Origin of the sequence: Ruegeria sp. HKCCA5491, assembly GCF_013034565.1 — a bacterium.
Lineage (GTDB): Bacteria > Pseudomonadota > Alphaproteobacteria > Rhodobacterales > Rhodobacteraceae > Ruegeria.
This window is the reverse complement of sequence record NZ_WQGG01000012.1, coordinates 1-20,576: the sequence shown is the minus strand read 5'-3', so window position 1 is coordinate 20,576 and position 20,576 is coordinate 1. Positions and strand designations below refer to the sequence as shown.

At 59.2% G+C, this 20,576-nt stretch carries 24 protein-coding genes; 11 read left to right on the top strand and 13 right to left on the bottom strand.

Going from position 1 to position 20,576, the window contains the following annotated elements; all coding sequences use genetic code 11:
* The first annotated feature begins 219 nt into the window (after positions 1-219).
* From GOV88_RS15845 to GOV88_RS15815, 7 genes are read left to right on the top strand one after another with little or no spacing between them, the layout of a single operon-like run.
* Positions 220-1,434: a glycosyltransferase family protein gene (locus GOV88_RS15845; protein WP_171241033.1), complete on the top strand. Its 1,215-nt coding sequence runs from the start codon at positions 220-222 to the stop codon at positions 1,432-1,434.
* Positions 1,431-2,678, top strand: coding sequence for a glycosyltransferase family 4 protein (locus tag GOV88_RS15840; RefSeq protein ID WP_171241032.1), 1,248 nt, complete (start codon positions 1,431-1,433; stop codon positions 2,676-2,678). Before GOV88_RS15845 ends, GOV88_RS15840 begins: the two co-directional genes overlap by 4 nt.
* Positions 2,678-3,754, top strand: coding sequence for a glycosyltransferase family 4 protein (locus GOV88_RS15835; protein WP_171241031.1), 1,077 nt, complete (start codon positions 2,678-2,680; stop codon positions 3,752-3,754). Before GOV88_RS15840 ends, GOV88_RS15835 begins: the two co-directional genes overlap by 1 nt.
* Positions 3,751-4,335 carry a histidine phosphatase family protein gene (locus GOV88_RS15830; RefSeq protein WP_171121741.1) on the top strand — a complete coding sequence of 195 codons (585 nt, stop codon included), beginning with the start codon at positions 3,751-3,753 and terminating at the stop codon, positions 4,333-4,335. The genes GOV88_RS15835 and GOV88_RS15830 overlap by 4 nt, the downstream gene beginning before the upstream one ends.
* Positions 4,332-5,474, top strand: a complete 1,143-nt coding sequence (locus tag GOV88_RS15825) for a glycosyltransferase family protein (RefSeq protein WP_171241030.1) — start codon at positions 4,332-4,334, stop codon at positions 5,472-5,474. Before GOV88_RS15830 ends, GOV88_RS15825 begins: the two co-directional genes overlap by 4 nt.
* The gene (locus tag GOV88_RS15820) at positions 5,471-6,244 is read left to right on the top strand and encodes a polysaccharide deacetylase family protein (protein ID WP_171125859.1); all 774 of its coding nucleotides are present in this window, start codon (positions 5,471-5,473) and stop codon (positions 6,242-6,244) included. Before GOV88_RS15825 ends, GOV88_RS15820 begins: the two co-directional genes overlap by 4 nt.
* Positions 6,241-6,717, top strand: coding sequence for a class I SAM-dependent methyltransferase (locus GOV88_RS15815; RefSeq protein ID WP_171125861.1), 477 nt, complete (start codon positions 6,241-6,243; stop codon positions 6,715-6,717). The genes GOV88_RS15820 and GOV88_RS15815 overlap by 4 nt, the downstream gene beginning before the upstream one ends.
* Here the strand turns inward: GOV88_RS15815 and GOV88_RS15810 are convergent, their stop codons facing one another.
* Positions 6,718-7,857, bottom strand: coding sequence for an alpha-D-ribose 1-methylphosphonate 5-triphosphate diphosphatase (locus GOV88_RS15810; protein ID WP_171241029.1), 1,140 nt, complete (start codon positions 7,855-7,857; stop codon positions 6,718-6,720).
* 52 nt (positions 7,858-7,909) lie between these two features.
* On the opposite strand from GOV88_RS15810, the gene GOV88_RS15805 reads away from it, so the two are divergent.
* Complete coding sequence (locus GOV88_RS15805) at positions 7,910-8,593, top strand: DUF1045 domain-containing protein (protein WP_171241028.1); 684 nt, start codon at positions 7,910-7,912, stop codon at positions 8,591-8,593.
* Here GOV88_RS15805 and phnN read toward each other — a convergent pair.
* From phnN to phnG, 7 genes are read right to left on the bottom strand one after another with little or no spacing between them, the layout of a single operon-like run.
* On the bottom strand, positions 8,575-9,123 hold the full coding sequence (phnN, locus tag GOV88_RS15800; RefSeq protein WP_171121735.1) for a phosphonate metabolism protein/1,5-bisphosphokinase (PRPP-forming) PhnN: 549 nt from the start codon (positions 9,121-9,123) through the stop codon (positions 8,575-8,577). The two genes, GOV88_RS15805 and phnN, sit on opposite strands and share 19 nt — an antisense overlap.
* A complete protein-coding gene (gene phnL / locus GOV88_RS15795) occupies positions 9,120-9,803 on the bottom strand; it encodes a phosphonate C-P lyase system protein PhnL (protein WP_171241027.1) in 684 nt (227 codons plus the stop codon). The genes phnN and phnL overlap by 4 nt, the downstream gene beginning before the upstream one ends.
* A gap of 12 nt (positions 9,804-9,815) precedes the next feature.
* A complete protein-coding gene (phnK, locus tag GOV88_RS15790) occupies positions 9,816-10,586 on the bottom strand; it encodes a phosphonate C-P lyase system protein PhnK (protein WP_171241026.1) in 771 nt (256 codons plus the stop codon).
* On the bottom strand, positions 10,583-11,443 hold the full coding sequence (locus GOV88_RS15785) for an alpha-D-ribose 1-methylphosphonate 5-phosphate C-P-lyase PhnJ (RefSeq protein WP_171121732.1): 861 nt from the start codon (positions 11,441-11,443) through the stop codon (positions 10,583-10,585). The genes phnK and GOV88_RS15785 overlap by 4 nt, the downstream gene beginning before the upstream one ends.
* On the bottom strand, positions 11,440-12,531 hold the full coding sequence (locus GOV88_RS15780; RefSeq protein ID WP_171241025.1) for a carbon-phosphorus lyase complex subunit PhnI: 1,092 nt from the start codon (positions 12,529-12,531) through the stop codon (positions 11,440-11,442). Before GOV88_RS15780 ends, GOV88_RS15785 begins: the two co-directional genes overlap by 4 nt.
* A gap of 3 nt (positions 12,532-12,534) precedes the next feature.
* Positions 12,535-13,110, bottom strand: coding sequence for a phosphonate C-P lyase system protein PhnH (gene phnH, locus GOV88_RS15775; protein WP_171241024.1), 576 nt, complete (start codon positions 13,108-13,110; stop codon positions 12,535-12,537).
* The gene (phnG, locus tag GOV88_RS15770) at positions 13,110-13,556 is read right to left on the bottom strand and encodes a phosphonate C-P lyase system protein PhnG (RefSeq protein ID WP_171241023.1); all 447 of its coding nucleotides are present in this window, start codon (positions 13,554-13,556) and stop codon (positions 13,110-13,112) included. The genes phnH and phnG overlap by 1 nt, the downstream gene beginning before the upstream one ends.
* A gap of 115 nt (positions 13,557-13,671) precedes the next feature.
* On the opposite strand from phnG, the gene phnF reads away from it, so the two are divergent.
* Positions 13,672-14,382 carry a phosphonate metabolism transcriptional regulator PhnF gene (gene phnF, locus GOV88_RS15765; protein WP_171241022.1) on the top strand — a complete coding sequence of 237 codons (711 nt, stop codon included), beginning with the start codon at positions 13,672-13,674 and terminating at the stop codon, positions 14,380-14,382.
* Positions 14,383-14,433: 51 nt separating this feature from the next.
* Here phnF and GOV88_RS15760 read toward each other — a convergent pair whose 3' ends face one another.
* The 5 genes from GOV88_RS15760 to phnC form a co-directional block, all read right to left on the bottom strand.
* On the bottom strand, positions 14,434-15,063 hold the full coding sequence (locus tag GOV88_RS15760) for a chloramphenicol acetyltransferase (protein WP_171241021.1): 630 nt from the start codon (positions 15,061-15,063) through the stop codon (positions 14,434-14,436).
* Positions 15,064-15,089: 26 nt separating this feature from the next.
* Positions 15,090-16,445, bottom strand: coding sequence for a phosphonate ABC transporter, permease protein PhnE (phnE, locus tag GOV88_RS15755; protein WP_171241020.1), 1,356 nt, complete (start codon positions 16,443-16,445; stop codon positions 15,090-15,092).
* The gene (gene phnE, locus GOV88_RS15750) at positions 16,442-17,323 is read right to left on the bottom strand and encodes a phosphonate ABC transporter, permease protein PhnE (protein WP_171241019.1); all 882 of its coding nucleotides are present in this window, start codon (positions 17,321-17,323) and stop codon (positions 16,442-16,444) included. Before phnE (GOV88_RS15750) ends, phnE (GOV88_RS15755) begins: the two co-directional genes overlap by 4 nt.
* Positions 17,324-17,391: 68 nt before the next feature.
* Positions 17,392-18,294: a phosphonate ABC transporter substrate-binding protein gene (gene phnD, locus GOV88_RS15745; RefSeq protein WP_171241018.1), complete on the bottom strand. Its 903-nt coding sequence runs from the start codon at positions 18,292-18,294 to the stop codon at positions 17,392-17,394.
* A 63-nt stretch (positions 18,295-18,357) separates the two neighbouring features.
* Positions 18,358-19,179 (bottom strand): phosphonate ABC transporter ATP-binding protein, encoded by an 822-nt coding sequence (gene phnC / locus GOV88_RS15740; protein WP_171241017.1) that lies wholly within the window; start codon positions 19,177-19,179, stop codon positions 18,358-18,360.
* Between the two features lie 166 nt (positions 19,180-19,345).
* On the opposite strand from phnC, the gene rpe reads away from it, so the two are divergent.
* Positions 19,346-20,032, top strand: coding sequence for a ribulose-phosphate 3-epimerase (gene rpe, locus GOV88_RS15735; RefSeq protein ID WP_171125889.1), 687 nt, complete (start codon positions 19,346-19,348; stop codon positions 20,030-20,032).
* Positions 20,033-20,168: 136 nt separating this feature from the next.
* Entirely contained in the window at positions 20,169-20,387 is a 219-nt protein-coding gene (locus tag GOV88_RS15730) for a hypothetical protein (protein ID WP_171121721.1), read from the top strand.
* Positions 20,388-20,576: the final 189 nt, after the last annotated feature.

Here is a 20,576-nt window from a genome sequence, read left to right as displayed (position 1 = left end):
CTGCATATGACCCGTTAGACGGACTGCAAACTGATGCCTGCGCTCTGTGTTTGATGTAGGACAGGGAATATCTGGCAAATCACAACTAAGATGTAGCTAAATCGCAATGCTTACCGGTTTCGGGTTATCTCAACCGAGTTTTTGCAAGCGCAGGGAAAACATATACGATACAGGTGCAAACGCGCGGAGCTGCACCGGAACACTAAGACAGGCGAAAGCATGAGCCTAGGAAGACAAAAAGATACAATCGGCCGTGCGCCCCGCATCCTGTTTTACAGCCATGATACGTTTGGACTGGGCCATTTGCGCAGGTCTCGTGCATTGGCCTCGGCGATTACGCAGGCTGACCCGAGCGCATCTGCGTTAATCCTGACAGGATCACCGGTCGCGGGCCGATTCACATTTCCGCGCCGCGTGGACCACGTCCGCCTGCCCGGGGTGACGAAACGGGCTGATGGGTCCTATGCCTCGCAAACGATGGGCATGGGCATTGAAGAGGTGACGGAACTGCGGGCAGGCTTGATACAAACTGCGGTCCAGCAGTTCGAACCCGACGTCCTGATTGTCGACAAGGAACCCACCGGATTCCGCGGTGAGCTGCTGCCAACGCTTGAAACGCTGTACCAAACCAAGGACACACGTTTGGTCTTGGGGTTGCGCGATGTTCTGGATGAACCCGAAGTTCTTGCAGCCGAGTGGGGCCGGAAAGAAGCCGTTACCGCGACCGAAAAATACTATGACGAAATCTGGGTATATGGCTTGCGGTCGATCTATGATCCCACCAGTGGCTTGCCCCTTAGCCCGGCTACGCAATCCCGCATCCATTGGACCGGCTACCTGCGGCGTGATCTGGGGCCAATAGGTGAACCGCCCGAGCAACCCTACATCCTGATCACTCCGGGCGGCGGTGGCGACGGCAAGGCGATGGTCAATCTGGTTTTGTCCGCCTACGAACAGGACCCGGACCTTTCCCCACGGGCCGTGCTGGTCTATGGCCCTTTCCTGTCCGGTGAGTTGCGCGAGGATTTTGAAACACGCGTCGCCGCCCTGAATGGCCGCGTGACAGCCGTGGGCTTTGAATCCCAGATCGAAACACTATTTGCGGGTGCCGCTGGCGTGGTTTGTATGGGGGGCTACAACACCTTCTGCGAGGTGCTGTCTTTCGACAAACGCGCGGTCATTGTTCCGCGCACAACGCCAAGATTGGAACAGTGGATCCGGGCCTCGCGCGCGGAAGGTCTGGGACTGGTTCGGATGCTGGACGAAAACCGGGACGGGCTGACAACCGACGCGATGGTACAGGCGATCCGCGCGCTACCCCATCAGCCGCTGCCCTCTCAGGCCATTCAAGACGGGCTGCTGGATGGGTTGGATTATGTCACCAGCCGTGTTGACGCCCTGCTGGGTGGTGAACGGGAACGGGCCACCGGATGACGTCCACCCCTCCGAAACTGGCGGTGCTGGTCAAAGGGTGGCCGCGCCTGTCCGAGACATTCATCGCGCAAGAACTGGTTGCCTTGCAGGACGCAGGCCATCGCTTTGATATCTGGTCCCTGCGGCATCCGACTGATGTGAAACGCCACCCGCTGCATGATCGGTTCGAGGGTCGGGTGCACTATCTGCCCGAATACCTTTACCAAGAGCCTGATCGCGTCCGGGCTGCCAGGCACCTGGCCCAAGGCTTACCCGGCTATGCTCAGGCCTATCGGGTCTGGCGTGCTGACCTGCGTCGTGACCCGACGCATAACCGCATTCGACGCTTTGGGCAGGCGTGCGTTCTGGCCGCCGAACTGCCGCAGGCGACGCGGGCGTTGTATGCCCATTTCATGCATACGCCATCATCCGTCGCCCGCTATGCAGCCATCATGCGCGGCCTGCCCTGGAGCTTTTCCGCCCACGCCAAGGACATTTGGACTTCGCCCGATTGGGAAAAATCCGAAAAACTGCGGGCCAGCACGCATGGCGCTGCGTTTGGCGCGACCTGTACCGCAGTCGGGGCGGAACACCTACGCAGTCTGGCCGACGATCCAAGGCGGGTTGATCTGATCTATCACGGGTTGGACCTGGCGCGGTTCCCGCCCCCACCAGATCGAACGCCCCGCGCCCCGAATGACCCGTTTCATATGCTGTCCGTTGGGCGGCTGGTCGAAAAGAAGGGGTTCGACCGTCTGATCGACGCACTTGCCATGCTACCGGGCGAGCTGAACTGGCACTGGACGCATATTGGTGGCGGCACCTTGGGAAAGGCCCTGCAGGAACGCGCGCTGGCCGCCGGGGTCGCGCATCGGATCACGTGGAAAGGTGCCTGCGACCAGCCGGAAGTCATCGCTGCCATGCGCGAAGCCAACTTGTTTGTGCTGCCCAGCCGCATCGCGTCAGATGGGGATCGGGACGGCTTGCCCAACGTGCTGATGGAGGCCGCGTCCCAGCGCCTGCCGATCCTGTCCACACCCATCTCCGCGATCCCGGAGTTCATCGAAACCGGGCGGCATGGCGTTTTGTCCGACGATGATCCTGCGGCCTTGGCTTCCGCTATGATCCAGATGGCCACCGATCCCGGCGAAACCGCAGCAATGGCAGACGCTGCCTATGACCGGCTCATCGCCGATTTTCGGATGGATCCAGGCATCGCGCGTCTTTCCCAGCGGCTCAACGCCCTTGGCGCGGGTCCGGACTAATGGCGCGCGTCGCCTTTTACACGCCAATGAAATCACCGGACAGCCCGGTTCCTTCGGGTGACCGTGAAATGGCGCGCAACCTGATGCAGGCCATTGGCGCGCAAGGTGACACGGTTGATCTGGTGTCGCGCCTGCGTATCTACGACAAGAACGGCGACACCGACGTCCAAGAGGCATTGCGCAAGCAAGCCGAGACAGAGTCGCAGAGACTGATTACAGAATTGCCTACGGAAACGGCGCTTTGGGTGACCTATCACAACTATTACAAAGCGCCGGACCTACTGGGCCCCCGCGTGTGCAATGCCCGCAACATCCCTTATGTGCAATTGGAAAGCACGCGCGCCACAAGCAGATTGAAAGGCCCATGGGCCGGGTTCGCGCAAGCTGCACACGATGCATGCGACGCTGCCCAGGTGATCTATTACCACACCGCCAACGACCTGATTACGCTGGAACGGGAAAGGTTTGGAAACCAACGTTTGGTGGAACTGCCCCCGTTCCTACCACTTTCAGAACTGCCGGCCCTATCAACATGCACAGGACCGATGCTGACGGTTGGAATGATGCGGCACGGCGACAAGCTGGCTTCATACGAGATTTTGGCGCAATCGCTGGATCATTTACAGGGCGATTGGTCCTTGAAATTAGCGGGGGATGGTCCGGCCCGCGCAGAGGTCGAAGCGTTGATGTCCCCCTTCGGTTCAAAGGTGCAGTTTCTGGGTCAACTGGATCGGGACGCGTTGCAGGCCCATTACCACACCGCGTCCCTGCTGGTTTGGCCCGGCGTGAATGAGGCCTATGGAATGATCTATCTAGAAGCACAAGCCAATGGTGTTCCGGTTGTGGCTCAGGACAGGCCGGGCGTTCGTGATGTTTTGGCTCCGGGTGACTATCCGTCGGTGGAATCCGGTCCTTCTGCGTTGGCTACGCGCCTTCAAGACCTGCTGAATGACAAGCCGCTGCGCCAATCAATCGGACGTATGTCGCGCGAACGGATTGCGTCACGACACCTCATGCCTGCGGCCACTGACAGGTTCTGGCAGGCCGCACGGCCATTGATTGAGGGACGCCAATGACCCGCCTTGCACTGCTGCGCCACGGACATACGGAGTGGAACCGCGCCGGTCGCATACAGGGGCGCAGCGACATCCAACTCGACGAAGAAGCGCGCCAGGACTTGTCGACCTACAGCCTGCCGCAACCGTGGGACACGGCGGACATTTGGTCCAGCCCGCTTGCGCGGGCCCGCGAAACAGCCCAGTTGGTATCAGGACAGGACCCCATGATGTCCGCTGCACTGACCGAAATGAACTGGGGCGACTGGGAAGGTCTGCGCGGTGTCGACCTGATCGCTGATACGGGCAGCGGCTATCGTCATATCGAGGATTGGGGATGGGATTTTCGACCTCCGAACGGGGAAAGCCCTGCGGATGTGAAGATGCGATTGCGCCCGTGGCTGGACTCAATGCGCGCAGATACCGTAGCGGTCTGCCATATCGGTATAATGCGGGTCATTATGGCCCTGGCTTGGGGTTGGGATTTTAGCGGGGTTCCCCCCTTCAAAATCAAGCGCAACCGCCTGTATATCATTGATATGGATACAATGCGCCCCGACCCCGAGCCCGTCCGCCTGATCCGGGCAGAGGTTCCCGAATGAAAGTGATGATCGTCGTCACCCATCTGCTGGGGACAGGGCACCTGAGCCGCGCTCTCACGTTGGGGCGGGCCTTTGCGCATGACGGCCATCAAGTCCTGCTGGTTTCCGGCGGGATGCCCGCGCCGCAACTGGACAGCGCCGGAATGACGGTGTTCGGGTTACCACCTTTGCGATCGGACGGCACGGATTTCACACGACTGCTGACCCAAACAGGCGACGTTGCCGATGACGCCTATGTGCAGGCACGTAAACGGGCGCTGGTAGAGGCGGTGCGATCCTTTGCGCCGGATATTCTAATCACCGAGCTTTATCCCTTTGGGCGCAGGTCGTTGACGGGTGAATTCAGCGCAGCAGTTGAAGCGGCACAGGAACTGCCTGCCAAACCCGTCATCCTGGGATCTGTGCGGGATATTCTTGCTCCGCCGTCCAAGCCTGCAAAGGCTGAACGCACCGAACAGATCGTGCTGGGAATCTATGACGGCATTTTGGTCCATTCCGATCGGAAAGCCGTATCGTTAGATCTAAGCTGGCCTGTCTCGGAACAGCTTGAGAAACGGCTATTCTACACAGGCTTCGTTGCGCCCAATGCACCTGATCCGCACCCCGACGCCATGGGTCGGGGCGAAGTGCTTGTCAGCGCCGGAGGGGGATCGGTGGGGCAACCGATCTTTCGCGCGGCCATCGAAGCCGCCAGAAAGACGTCCAGCAGGCGCTGGCGCCTGCTGGTCGGTGGACAGGACGCAAGCGAACGCATTGATCACCTGTCCCAATACGTTGGCGACGCTCCGGTAACACTTGAAAGAGTACGACCAGATTTCCGTCAAATGCTGCCCCACGCGGCCGCATCGGTTAGCATGTGCGGATATAACACCGCGCTCGACATCCTTCAGACCGGAACAGCCGCAGTATTCGTGCCATTCGATGATGGCAAAGAGGTTGAGCAAACCTTACGCGGGCGAAGTCTTTCAAACCTGCCCGCAATTGACGTTCTGCCAAGTCAGGACCTGAACGGCGACACGTTGGCGACGGCGGTAGGCCGGGTTATTGATGCCCCAACCAGACCAGCCGCAGAATTTGGGTTTAACGGTGCAGCAAAGTCTGTGGACATCGCCAAGACCCTTTGGGAGCGGCGCACATGATCGTCGATTGGCGTCCTTTGATGGTTGAACTTGAGATCTGGCACAACAAGGGCCTGTCGCTGCCTCTTTGGTGGCGCGACGACGATGCAACAACCACGACACAACAGCTTGATCGTCTGACGGCCCTGTCAGATAGGCTTGGTTTGCCAGTGCATCTGGCGGTAATCCCACATGACGCGGGCGACGCGCTGACGGACCATGTCACTGACAACCCCTGCCTGATCCCGGTCGTTCATGGATGGGCCCATCAAAACCACGCACCGCAGGGCGAGAAGAAATCAGAATTCCGCCTGCACCGACCTATGTCAGAGATACTGAAGGATGCACAAAACGGGCTGGACCGATTGAAAGTATCGTTCGGCGAAAGGTTGTGCCCGATGTTCGTACCGCCATGGAACCGAATTGCCCCAGACGTGGTAAAAGAACTGCCCGATTTGGGTTACCAGTTTTTGTCTACTGCCACACCGCGAAACGCCGCTTACCCGGTGTCAGGACTTCAGCAGGTCAATACGCATCTTGATCCGATTGACTGGCGCAGAACACGGGGATTGATCGCCCCGGACGTCCTGATCAACCAAGCCGTGGACCTGCTGCGGGATCGCCGTGAGGGGCGTACCGACAACGCTGAACCCTTTGGTGTTCTGACCCATCACCTTGTTCATGACGAAGACATCTGGACATTCACACGAGACCTGTTGCACCGGCTTCTGGATGGGCCTGCCGTTATCTGGACCGCGCTGCAAAACGACACAAAACGGAGACCCGAATGAGCCGACTGGATTCCATGCTGCGCCGCCTGACGGCCCAAAGAGATGGGCTGGACTGGGCAGCCGAACAGATATCCGACATCATCGGGGACGTTCTGGATATGGGTCTGGGAAACGGTCGAACCTATGATCACCTCAGAGAAATCTTGCCGGACCGCCGCATCTGGGTGATGGACCGGGTTCTGCAATGCCATCCATCCAGCACTCCGCCGCCCGAGGATTTTTTGCAGGGCGAAGCGGAACCCATGCTCGAAAAGCTGGCCGCTGGTGGGCAAAAAATGGCGATGGCACACTATGATTTTGGGCGCGGCATCAAGGACGAGGATGTGGCCGAAGCGGCTCGTCTCAGCCCCCTTATAGCGCGCGTAATGCGTCCGGGCGGGCTATTGATCTCGGGTCAGCCCTTGGTGGGGTTCGACCAGATTAGCGGCCCGGACACCATCGCCCCGGACCGGTACCTGTTCTACAGAGCCTGATCAGGCCACACGGCGTCCACGCGACCAGACACCATTTAGCGCAGGCGCGCCCTCGCGCATTCGGAACCGAATGACGTCCGCGCGGGCCCCGACGCGCAATTCGCCGCGATCATTCAATCCGACGACCTGTGCAGGCGTCTGCGTCACGGTCCGCAATCCACGTGCCATGTCCCCCCACATCTCGCCCAATTGCGCCGCCGACAGCAAAAGAGCGGCAGGCACATAGTCTGACGACAGAATGTCGAGATGCCCAAGCTCGGCCAGTTCATGCGCCGCGACATTGCCGGAATGGGACCCGCCCCGGATGACATTCGGAGCGCCCATCATCACCTTGATTCCGTGATCGTGGCAGGCACGGGCGGCCTCAACCGTTGTGGGGAATTCGGCCAACGTAATTCCATGCCCTGCGGATGTGCGCACTTGCGCAGCCGTGGTATCATCGTGGCTCGCCAACATCGCGCCAAAGCGCCGGGCGGCCTTGACCGTTTCGACTTCGTGCCTGTCGCCAAAGCGTTCGCGCAACGCCTTGAGTTGGGCGACATGCTGAAGAAAGTCGTCATCATTCATGCCATGCTTGCCCTTCATATAAGCCTCAAGCTGGGTCATGTCCCGAAACTGCCGCTGGCCGGGGGTATGATCCATCAGCGAAACAAGGCCCACACGGTCGCCTGCGTCAAACTCGTCAAGCTCCTCGACCAGTGTCTCGGAACAGACCTCTGCCCGAAGGTGCAGGAAATGGCTGATCTTCAGCGCGTCCTGCTCGCGCAGTTGCCAAAGCTCGCGGGACAGGTCGCGCGCATATTTCTTATAGCGCTGGCCGCTGGGGATCGAGCCGATGCGCATGGCGTCAAACACGGTGGTGATCCCTGTGCTGGCCAGTTCAGCATCATGCGCGAGGATGGCCGCTGCGTGGGGCCAGTCGACCTTGGGGCGCGGCTGAATGTGACGTTCCAGATTGTCGGTGTGCAATTCGACTAGTCCGGGGCAAACATAATCTCCTTCGCAGTCAATCGCATCTACAGGAATCGCAGCACCCGACGCGACCTCGATAATTGTCTCACCCGCAATCCGAACGCTGCCAGTTAGCGTCTCGTTGGGAAGAACGAGTGTGGCATTGGCAAGGATCATTTCTTCTGTCATCTGAACTTCACACGGTTTGAGCTATTGGGAAGGCCACGCATAGGAGGCCAATGTGACATTCACGCGATACGCAATCTATTTTGCGCCCCCGGCCGAGGCCGGTTGGACAAAATTTGCGACCCAATGGCTGGGTTGGGACATGGAGACCGGACAGGCCGTGGCCCATCCGGACATCGCCGGGGTTGACGTTTCCTCGGTGACTGAGGTTCCGCGAAAATACGGGCTGCATGCGACGATGAAGCCTCCATTCCGACTGGCGGTCGGGCAGTCGTTTGACGGTCTGAACGCGGCCTGTGCTGAATTTGCGACCACACGCGCGCCTGTGGTTCTGGACGGGCTTGAGATCGCACGTCTTGGCCGGTTTCTGGCTCTTCGCCCTGTCGGAGACACCACCGACCTGAATGCTCTGGCCGCTGGCTGTGTTCGGGAACTGGACGCATTTCGCGCACCAGCGCCCCAATCCGAACTTGACCGCCGGCGCGGCGCAGGTCTGATCCCGGAACAAGAGGCCAATCTCGTGCAATGGGGCTATCCCTACGTGATGGAGGCATTCCGCTTTCACATCACACTCAGCGGGCGTCTGGACAAACCTACGCTGTCCAAGGTGCAGAATACGCTGGAAGACCGGCTTATGCCTTTGCTGCCAAACCCGTTTCAGATCAAGGATCTGGCCCTTGTGGGCGAGGCTGAGGATGGGTGCTTTCACATGATCCATCGTTACGTCCTTTCCGGCTGAAGCCGGTTCAGAATAGTATCAATCGTGTGATCCAACGGGCCGGAATTATCGACCTCAAAGACCTGCACAAGGCCTTCGGGCAAATTGGTTTCCGCACGCGCCAAACGTCGTTCTTGTTCGGCTGCGCTTTCACGCCCACGGCTTGCTAGTCGTTGGGCAAGAACCTCGGGGTCGGCGGTCAGCGAGATTACGATCAGATCGCCGAACACCTCCTGCGCCCGAAGCAAGACAGCGCGCGACAGGTTCACAAGTACCGCATCAACGGTTTGTCTGAAGGTCTCGATCGAACGCGGGACGCCATAATTCAGCCCATGTGCCGACCAGTGCAAAATAAACGCATCGTCGGCCACCATGTGTTGAAAGGCATCTTCAGCGACCCGGTCAAAATCTTCGCCCTCTTCGCCCTTTGGCCGGGTAATCACGCGCCGCACTCTTAGAATTCCAGGCGTACGCGCAACCAGTGCCTCCATCACGCTGTCCTTGCCCACCCCGGACGGGCCGACAATCGCTATGACCGGGGCGCGGGTCATGCGGCCTTTCCCGGTGTGAACCCTGACACGTCGATTTCCCGATCACACACACGACTCCGAGCTTCGACATCGTGGAAAATACCGACGATGGCAGCGCCGCGCTCTTTGGCCTCTTCGATCAGGGACAATACTGTCTCACGGTTCTGCGCGTCCAGCGAGGCGGTCGGCTCGTCCAGCAACATCGCGGGATAGGTATGCGCAAAGCCGCGCGCAATGTTCACGCGCTGCTGTTCACCGCCTGAAAACGTCGTTGGACTAAGCTGCCAGAGCCGTTCGGGTATGTTCAACCGGGCCAGCAATGCGGCCGCCCGATCCAGCGCCGCTTGCTTTTCGGTTCCGATTGCAAGCAACGGTTCCGCCACCACGTCAAGCGTTGGGACGCGCGGAACAACCCTGAGGAACTGGCTGACATATCCTAGCGTTTCGCGCCGAAGCGCCAAGATCTGGCGCGGCTCGGCCCGCGCCACATCCAGCCCGCCGACCAGAACCTGCCCGGATGCAGCCAAATAGTTACCGTAGATCACCCGCATCAGGGTCGACTTGCCCGCGCCGGAAGCCCCCGTCAGCGCGACGCATTCTCCGGGCGAGACACTAAGCGTCGCGCCCTCCATCACCGGAATGACTGCGCTGCCCTGATTGTGCAGGGTAAAACTTTTGTTCACACCAATCAGTTCAATCATTGCCCTATCCCTTCAAACCTGCAGCACGCTTGAAACAAGCAACTGCGTGTAGGCATGTTGCGGATCGTCCAGAACCTGATCGGTCAATCCTGCCTCGACCACGTGGCCGTCCTTCATCACCATCAGCCGGTCCGCCAGCAACCGCACCACGGCCAGATCATGAGTGACGATGATGGCACTCAGCCCCATCTCGCGGACCAGACCACGCAACAAGTCCAGCAGCCGGGCCTGCACCGACACATCCAGCCCGCCCGTCGGTTCGTCCATGAACACCAGCCGGGGGCCGGTCACCAGATTGCGCGCGATTTGCAACCGCTGTTGCATCCCGCCTGAAAATGCCGTCGGGCGGTCATCCACCCGACTTCCGTCAATCTCGACACGGCCCAGCCAATCAATCGCCCGGTCGCGGATCTGACCATAGTGACGGTCGCCGACGGCCATCAGGCGCTCGCCAATATTGCCGCCAGCGCTGACGGACATGCGCAGCCCGTCGCGTGCATGCTGATGAACAAAGGCCCAGTCCGTCCGGCCCAGCATCCGTCGTTCAGGTTCCGACATGGTCACCGTATCCACAGGCCCGTCCGCGCGTGTGTCAAAAACAACCTGTCCTGCGTCAGGCTCCAGATGACCGGCCAAACAATTCAGCAACGTCGATTTGCCCGAACCGCTTTCACCGACGATCCCCATGACCTCGCCCGGGTAAAGATCGAAGCTGACGCCCGAACATCCGATCCGGGTTCCGTATCGTCTCTCGACGTCTTTGACTTGTAGCAGAGGGGTCATGCTGCAACCTCCTTGGTCATGCGACCTGTGTGGCCCGCTTCACGTCGGGAGCGGCAGTAATCGGTGTCAGAGCAGACAAACATTCGGCTGCCCGCATCATCGGTGATAACCTCGTCCAGATAACTGTCTTCGGCCCCGCACAGATCGCAGGGGTGGTCGGCTTTCGTGGCCTCAAAGGGGTAATCCTCAAAATCCAGGGACACGACCTTGGTGTGTGGCGGTACGGCATAGATACGCTGTTCGCGCCCGGCCCCGAACAGTTGGATCGCGTCCATCTCAAGCTTGGGGTTGTCGAATTTCGGGATCGGAGATGGATCCATCACATACCGCCCCGACACCTTCACCGGATAGGCGTATGAGGTTGAAATCGCCCCATGCTGGCTGATGTCCTCGTACAGTTTCACATGCATCAGCCCATATTCTTCAAGGCTGTGCATCTTGCGGGTCTCGGTCTCGCGCGGCTCCAAAAAACGCAGTGGTTCGGGGATCGGCACCTGATAGACAAGGATCTGATCCTCGCGCAGCTTGGCCTCGGGGATGCGGTGGCGAGTTTGGATGACACTCGCCTTTTCGGTTTCCTCGGTGGTTTCGACGCCTGCCGTGTTCTCAAAGAACTTGCGGATCGAAACGGCATTCGTGGTGTCATCCGCGCCTTGGTCGATCACCTTGAACGTGTCATCCGGGGTCAGAGTCGCGGCCGACACCTGCACCCCACCCGTACCCCAGCCATAGGGCATCGGCATTTCACGACTGGCAAAAGGCACCTGATAGCCGGGCACCGCCAGACCTTTGAGGATGGCGCGGCGGATCATACGCTTGGTCTGTTCGTCCAGATAGGCAAAATTGTATTCGCTCATTCCGCTGCCTCCTTCGGCGTGATGCGATCTTCGGCTTCGCGACGCAGCTTTCGAACCAGTTCCAACTCGGACTGGAAATCCACGTAATGCGGCAGCTTGATATGTTCGAGGAACCCTGTGGCCTGAATGTTGTCGGCGTGGCTCAGGACAAACTCCTCATCCTGCGCCGGGGCGCCGAGGTTGTCTTCGCCCAACTCTTCCCAGCGCAGGGCGCGGTCGACCAAAGCCATCGCGATGGACTTGCGCTCGGACTGACCAAAGACCAGGCCATAGCCCCGGGTGAACTGGGGCGGTTCAATTTTTGATCCTTTGAACTGGTTGACCGTTTCGCATTCGGTCAGTTCAACCTCACCAATGTCGATGGCGAATCCCAGTTCCGGGATGTCCATCTCAACCGTGACCTTGCCGATGCGCAATTCCCCGACAAACGCATGGTTGCGGGCGTATCCGCGCTGGGTCGAGTATGCCATGCCCAAAACGAAGCCTTCATCACCACGCGTCAGGGATTGAAGCCGCAGCGGACGGTTGGACGGAAATTCCATCGGTTGCCGGGTCAGATCGTCAGGGGTTTCATCGTTTTCGGGCTCATCCTGAATGATCCCCTCACCTTGCAGAAATTCCGTAAGATGCGGCGTCAGTTCATCGCGCGGAGCGCCCTTCGGCGCGTCGGGAACTTCCCCCTCGGCCGCCAGTTTGAAATCCAGCAAACGGTGTGTGTAATCGAAGGTCGGCCCAAGAACCTGTCCGCCCGGCGCATCCTTGAAGGTGGCAGAGACTCGTCTGTCGCACGCCATCGCACCCGTGGCCACCGGAATTGAATACCCAAACCGCGGCAGAGTTGTTCGGTACGCGCGGATCAGGAATATCGCCTCGATCAGATCGCCCCGCGCCTGCTTGATCGCCAAGGCCGCCAGATCGGGGTCGAACAGAGACCCCTCGGCCATGACCCGGTTCACGGCCAAGGAAAGCTGCTCGCGAATTTGCGCGATGCTCAACTCGGCCACATCCGTTGACCCCCGGCGTTCCTCGGCCAGCCAGGAATGAGCATTTTCGATGGCCTTTTCACCACCTTTGACTGCAACATACATCGCCTAACCCTCCGACCGAATTGTCGTGCTGCGCGGCAAGGCAGCAACTTTGCTACCGCAGGTGAAAAAGAAATCGCAGCCCAGAGGAAACAAAGACGAATTGGCCTGCAAAGCCGGGATATCCGGCAGGGACAAACGCGCTACATCCCTGATCCCCGGGCCACTGAGTGTTGCGCCTGCGTTGACCAATTCGGCGCATTCAACGATCAGGGTCGCGGACCGGTCCGGATATTCGGCCGTTCCAGTCCGATAGGCTGTCAGCTGCCCTAGATCCTGCCAGGTTCCCACGGCAAAATCCGCATCGGCAGCGCCCGTGGCCGGTGCGCCCGTGTGAAATGTCAGCCACTGGCGCACGGCGGGTGTATCGGCTGACCCGGCCAGATAAACGTTTGTCTCAGGATCGCAAAGCGTCAGCAATAACGTACCTGCGGCGACAGACAGCGGCTTGGGCGGCAGCCCACCGGTCAGTGATCGTATCTCGCCCGGTCGTGCCATCGCCGTCATCGCGGCCCGAAACGCGTGTGCGGCCTGAATCGGCGCCTCACTGAAACCGCCTGAGAACTGGGATTGCGTGGTCATCAATCCTCTCCCCGAACCAGAGTAAAGAACTCTACCTTTGTGGCGGCAGCCTTTGCCGCGCGGCTGGTTTTTGCGGCTTGCATCATTTCGGCCAGAGGCTCGATCACCTGTGACCGGACTTTTTCTGCAATGTCGGTCTGCATCAGCGCATCAATTAGCGCTGCCACCTCAGCCTTTGATTTAGAGCGACCCTGCACATATCCGTGCCCGACTGTCCCGTCATCCAGCGCCAATGAACAGCGCGTGACGGTCATTTCCCCAAGGTTAAACGCCGCGCCGGTTCCGCCAGTGCGCGCCCGCACCATGACCCCGCCCACTTCGGGTCGACGAAGCCACTCAAAATCAGGACGCAGGTCGAACTCGCCCCATTTCGCAATCAGCGCCTCGGACGGCACACGGGCCAGCAGGCCCATCCATTCCTTGCGCGCGATATCTTCTGTTTTCATCTGAACCACCATCAAACCCTCTTGGCCGGGTTGTCTATGCGCACTATACAACTAGACAAATAATACACCCAGCCGGGGCGACTCGCAATCCGGGGAACTGTGAAGATTTGGTGACATGAGAAAAACTCCGGTCTGGAAAAGCATCGCATTAAGCCTGACATCGGACATCGCCGAAGGGCGGTACAAAACCGGTGACCAACTTCCGACCGAGGCGCAGATGGCCTCGCAGCATGGCGTTAACAGGCATACCGTTCGGCGCGCATTGTCGGACCTGTCCGATCAGGGATTGGTGCATTCCAGACGCGGCGCAGGCGTGTTCGTGACCGCGCGTCCAACGGATTACCCAATCGGAAAACGCGTGCGGTATCACCAGAGCATATCGGCCAGCGGCAAGATCCCCGGAAAGAAGATACTGACACTCACCACCCGAACAGCAGACAACTCCGAAGCCGAGGCGTTGCACCTTGAGCCGGGCGCGACAGTTCATGTCTACGATGGTCTGTCATTGGCTGATGGTCAGCCCATTGGTCTGTTTCAAAGTGTATTTCCAGCCGACCGCCTGCCCAATATCCTTGTGGCCCTGTCCGAGACGCAATCGGTGACAAAAGCCCTGCAAGTGTGCGGCGTTCAGGATTACACCCGCGTCTCAACCCGCCTGACGGCGCGGGCTGCGACGGCCACGCAAGCCCTGCACCTCCGCCTGACCGAGGGCGCACCGGTTCTGTATTCCACAGGCATTAACGCCGACACAAACGGCGTGCCCGTGGAATATGGCCGGACGGTGTTCGCGGGCGACCGCGTGACGCTGACATTGAACGAAGACTGAGTTGAAATCTGTACCTGCCTTCAATGACCGTAGCGGCCAAGATCGGCAGTATCAGCAGGCGGGAACGCTTTCATATTTATCTAAAAACGCCTCGGCCCCCAGCGCGCGAAAATCCGGCAGCGCTGCGCGAAGACGCGCATTGTCCCAGTCCCACCAAGCAAGGTTCATCATCCGCTCGGCCACGGCCTCGGGGTACCGGCGTCGGATCGGTTGTGCCGTGACGCCGCCGACGATTGTATAGGGCGCGACGTCTTTGGTAACGATCGCACCCGATGCGACGACTGCGCCGTGACCAATGGTAACTTCGGGTTTGATGATTGCCGCGTGTCCAATCCAGGTATCATGCCCGATCGTCGTGACCCGGCTTGCGCGACGGGCAAACCATTGGGCGTCGTCCTCGGCATCATTCCAATAATCAGCCGACCGATAGAGAAAATGGTGCAGCGATGCTTTCTCCATCGGGTGATCCGTTGCCCCAATCCGGGTAAAGCTGGCTATATTGGCAAATTTCCCGATCTCGGCATTGGCAATGTCACAAGTTCGATCACAATACGAGTAATCCCCGACCACGGAATTCGCGACCCGCGTCCCTGCTCCGATCTCAACATACGCGCCAAATGCACTGTTCGAGATCGTGCAACCGGGGTGAATGAAAGGTTGATCCGAACGAAGACGCGCCATCTTTTGATCCCTCTGCCTGTGCCAGTTCAGCCTGCTTTGACGGGCTTTGCCTTCTTACGTTTGGGCGAAGTTTCCCCCTGGATCAGACGCCTGCGCAACCAACCCGAGAACCAATCCATCAGCATAACCATCAGGATGATCAGGACGATGTAATAAGCGACCTCTTCCCAGTCTTTCTGCGTGATGATCGCTTGGGTCAGCAGCAATCCGATCCCACCACCCGTGATGGCACCGATCACGGTCGCGCTGCGCGTGTTGGATTCAAGGAAATACAGCAACTGGCTGAGCAGCACGGGTGTCACCTGCGGGATCACCCCAAAACGATACCGTTGCGGCGCGTTGGCCCCCGTGGACTGGACGCCTTCAATCTGTTTCTGATCGACATTTTCCAACGCTTCCGAGAAGATTTTGCCGAAGGTTCCGGTATCGGTCACCAGAATGGCCAGCGCGCCCGTCAGCGGACCGGGACCAAACGCCCGTGCCAGCACAACGGTCCAGATCAAGGCATCTACGCCACGGACAAAGTCGAACACGCGGCGGGTCATAAACCGAACCGACCTCAGCGGGTTGAAGTTGCGCGTTGCAAGGAAGGCCAGCGGCAGCGCGACCATGCCTGCACCCAGCGTACCAAGGAAGGCCATCAGAATCGTCTCGAAAATGGCCCATGCCACGTCCTGATGCCGCCACATCTTGTTGGTCCAGAAATCGTTCAGGATCGCCCTCGCCTCACCATTCGCGGCCAGCCCAACCAGTTGCGGGAAGGATTTACCGTAGTAGGGGCTGTCGAGAGTAAAGAAGAACAGCTCCCATCCGGTGAAGTAGCGGAAGACTTCGGACCGGTTCCGCGTCGCCGTCAGCCGCCCCGCATCCGTCGTGATCGCCATCCTGTTTTTCGAGATGTTGATCCAGTCCGGCACATCGCCAGCAGGCAGTTCGGCCTGTACACCTGCTGCACGCGTGGGTGTGGCACGGACAGTGCCGTATCCGGGGATATCGTATTCGACGGTCTCGGGGCCGAACCGCACGACGTGACCGTCCTCCAGATCAATCACCGTGGTTTCGCCCAGCGTGACCCAATCTGGCGCTTCGCCCACGGGATAGGCACCCTTGCGCTCGCCTTCGATAGCGGCTGAGATTTCTCCGGTGCGGTTATCGCGCTCGATATGGGTTTTGTAGCTATAGCTGTCGGCCACCAACGTCTTGCCGTTTTCCCAATTCGCACGCTCGGCCAGACCGGGCACGTCGAAAGCGAAGAACACATAGATCAGATAAGCCAGCACCAGCGACGGCAGACCGAAATTCACAAGACGTTTGCGGCTGAACAGATGGTCAGCTTCGGCCTTCAGCTCATCAATGGTCAGATTTGTGGCGAAGGTGCTCATGCCCGCGCTCCTTTCTCGGATCCGTGAGTCAGGCGATCACGCAGATGACCCGAGATTTGGTCGACGACAACGATGGTGACAAACAGCAACAGGAAGATCGCGGCAGCCTCATCATAGCGCCCCTGCCCCCATGACATCGAATTGCGCAGCTCGTACCCCAGACCACCCGCGCCGACGAAGCCCAGAATGGCCGAGGCGCGGATGTTGATCTCGAACCGCAGCAAGGCATAGCTGACATAGTTCGGTCCCACCTGAGGGATCACACCCAGATACATCCGCTGTGACCAGTTGGCCCCGACCGAATGCAGCCCCTCGACCGGCTTCAACGATGCGTTCTCGTTCACCTCGGAAAACAGCTTACCCAGCGCTCCTGCCGTATGGATTGCTATGGCGATCATCGCTGGCACCGGACCGCCGCCCAGAATAAAGATCAGGACCAGCGCGATCACAATCTCAGGAATTGCGCGGCAAATATCGGCAATACGCCGGAACAGCGGGATCAGCGCAGGCCAGAGCGCCATACCCCGTGTGGACATCAGCGCCAGGAACGTACCCGCAATAGTGCCGATCAACGTGGACGCAGCAGCAATGTTGATCGTCTCGACCAGCGCCGGGAAGAACTTGATCAAGTTGGCGGGCAGCGCGTCGATCTTGTCCCAGGCCTCGGACAGAACTTCGGCGGGGTAGTCAAAGATGCGGTGCCAGCCGTCCACAAAGCTGCCTGCGTTGCGGTCATCGGCGGTGCGAAACCCTGCAGCCATCAACGCCACGAATACGATCAGAAGGATACCACCATAGACCCGCTTGCGTCGCGTCATCTCGGAATAGTCGGCCCGGATCTGGTCGACGGTTGGGGGCCCTGCGGTCAGGTCTGTCATGGAATGCTCCTGAGTGGGAAACGGGGCCCGGTTTCGACACCGGACCCCGGTCTTTGGGGTATGCAGGCTTAGTTGGACTTCAGCTTGCGTGCTTCGATGATGATCTCATACGCCTCGTGGGTGATCGGCTCGAACGCCTTTGCTTCACCCGCGGCAACGCCATAGAAACACTCGCGGTCTTTCTCGGCCAGACCCGCCATCAGAGCAGTCATTTTCTCTTTCACATCCGCAGGCAGGGCGGTGCGCAGCACAACCGGGCCTTCGGGGATCGGCTTGGATTTCCAAATCTGGACCATGTCGTTCATGTCAACCAGACCGGCATCAACAGCACGGCGCAGCGCGCCCGACTTATAGCCGTCTTCCCAATCGCCCAGCCCGTCAGCCCAGGTCACGCCGCCATCAACATCGCCGTTGTTTACGGCAACGATGGTCTGCTCATGGCCGCCGGTGAATTTCACCTCACCAAAATAGTCGCCCGAGTCCATGGTCGCGCCAGTGGCGGCAGGGATTTCGATGGACGGGATCAGGTAGCCCGAGGTCGAGTTCGGATCGCCAAAGCCGAAGGTCTTGCCCTTCATGTCGTCCAACGAGGTGATGCCGCTGTCCTTACGGGCAAATCCGATCGAGTAGTAGCCATGGCCGCCGTCGGTGTTGACCTTGACCAGAACCGGCTCAACCGCTTCGGGGTCGGACAGATAGGTTTTCGCATAGCCCGAGGCACCCAGCCACGCCATGTCGATGGTGCCGCCCAGCAGACCCTGGATCACGCCGTCATAATCGGCAGGCGCAAACAGCTTGGTTTCCACACCCAGCGCTTCTTCGGTGTATTCGCGCAGGCATTCGTTGTTGTTCAAACGGTCCTGAGCGTTTTCACCGCCCAGAATGCCGATGCGAAATTCGTTGATATCCGCAGCCATGGCTGGGGCGGCGATCGCAGTTGTCGCAACAAGGGCAGCAATCAGTTTTTTCATCTGTCTCTCTCCGGTTTGATATGCCGGCCTTTCATCGGCCGGTCGATGAAAGGGGGGATCGGCTCAGACGGTTGCTTCCGCTTCCATCAGGGCCTTTTGAGTCGCATCCAGCGTCTCGATCTCGGTCGATGTCGCCTCTTCCGAGAAGCTGGCATCGGCTCCGTAAATCTCACGCGCGACACCGGTTGTCAGTTGTTCGGGCAGGCCGTCGAAAACGATACGCCCGTCGCGCATTCCAACGACGCGGTCGCAATAGCGGCGTGCGGTGTCCAGCGTGTGCAGGTTGGCGATGACTGTCCGGCCGTCCTCTTCATGGATGCGGCGCAACGCCTGCATGACGACCTGAGCGTTCATCGGGTCAAGTGAGGCGATCGGTTCATCTGCCAGAATGATGCTTGGATCCTGCATCAAGGCGCGCGCAATGGCGACACGTTGTTGCTGACCGCCCGACAACGCCTCGGCCCGTTTGGGTGCGTGTTCGGCGATGCCCAAACGATCCAGAATGTCGATTGCGCGGTGGATATCGTCCATCGGAAACAGATTGAACATGGTGGCCAGCGTTGAATGCCGGTTCAGCGTGCCATGCAGAACGTTTGACACCACGTCCATGCGCGGCACCAGATTGAACTGCTGAAAAATCATCGCGCAATCGGCTTGCCACGCGCGCTTTTCGCGACCTTTCAGTTTGGTTACATCGCGGCCTTCAAAAATGATCTCTCCGTCGCTGGCGTCTGTCAGGCGGTTGATCATGCGCAAGAGGGTCGACTTACCTGCGCCCGAGCGTCCAATGATGCCGATCATGCACGGCTTGTCGACGTCCAGCGAAGCAGCATCCACAGCCGTATTTTCGCCAAAGCGTTTCGTCAGTTTTTCTATTCGCAGCACGAGCCACCCCCAAATGTGTTGGCGGCTAGCTAAAGGCGGTGTTCAACGGCTGTGTGTCGATTGGGTGAAAGTTTTGTAACGCAGCGCTCGCTGTTGTTGGCCCTACCCTTCCCCGCATATCGCAGGTATATGCGGGCCGACTCTTTATCCTGACACGAGGCCAAACATGTCCTTTGACCGCAGCATCAAAATCGCTCCGTCGATTCTGTCCGCCGACTTTGCCAATTTCGGCGCCGAGATTCAGGCGATCGAAGCACAGGGCGCAGATTGGGTCCATGTTGACGTGATGGATGGCCATTTCGTGCCAAACCTGACCTTTGGCCCCCCCGCCGTCAAAGCGTTTCGTCCTCATGTAAAAACGGTGATGGACGTGCACCTGATGATCACGCCTGTAGATCCGTATATTGACGCCTATGCAGATGCCGGTGCAGACATCCTCACAGCCCATGTCGAAGCTGGCCCGCACACGCACCGCACGTTGCAGGCCATTCGTGCCGCTGGCATGAAAGCTGGCGTTGCCCTCAATCCCGGCACCCCGGCCGAAGCGGTCGAGCATCTGCTGGACCTGACTGATCTTGTTTGCGTCATGACAGTGAACCCCGGCTTCGGCGGCCAGAAATTCATCGACCTGACCGAAAAGGTGCGCCGCCTGCGTCAGATGATCGGTGACCGCCCTATCCATATTGAGATTGACGGCGGTGTGGACCCGAACACAGCCCCTCTGGTCGCGGCTGCGGGCGCGGACGTGCTGGTTGCGGGATCTGCTGTCTTCAAAGGCGGCTCGGTTTCACAACCGGACGTTTATGGGGACAACATCCAGGCTGTTCGTGCAGCGGCAAAAGCTGCGATTTGATTTGCATACCATGGCCCAGCGGAAACGCTGGGCCATTGCGCCAGACGCACAGCGGATATGACCGGGCGGGGCTAGCTGGCAAATACACGGGTGCGTAGATTGTACTGGTTCAATCAAAACGCAACGAAACGCTCTTATGCCCAAATCCACCGTTTACCGCCCGCATGACCTTAGCCCTGCCGCATTGTGGCAACTGCTGAGTCGTCGCCTCCGTTCCAACCTGCGCAGACTGTCTGAAACCAGATCGGCAACCCGCAGAATCCGCGCCTATTGGCTGATGAGTGATGCCGAACTGCGCGCGCGCAGTCTTAAACGCGAAGATATCGTTCGGTTGGTATTGGCTGGCGTAATCTAAGCCGATCAGAGGGTTTTGTCCTGCATAGCCAAGTTTATGCACCCACGACACAATCCAAGTAAAAAGGCCGCCCCCTGAGGGAGCGGCCTTCTTTAGTTTTATCGATGCGCCGGGCTGAAGCCCGTCCTACCGATTATTCGATGATTTTCGACACAACGCCGGCGCCAACGGTACGGCCGCCTTCACGGA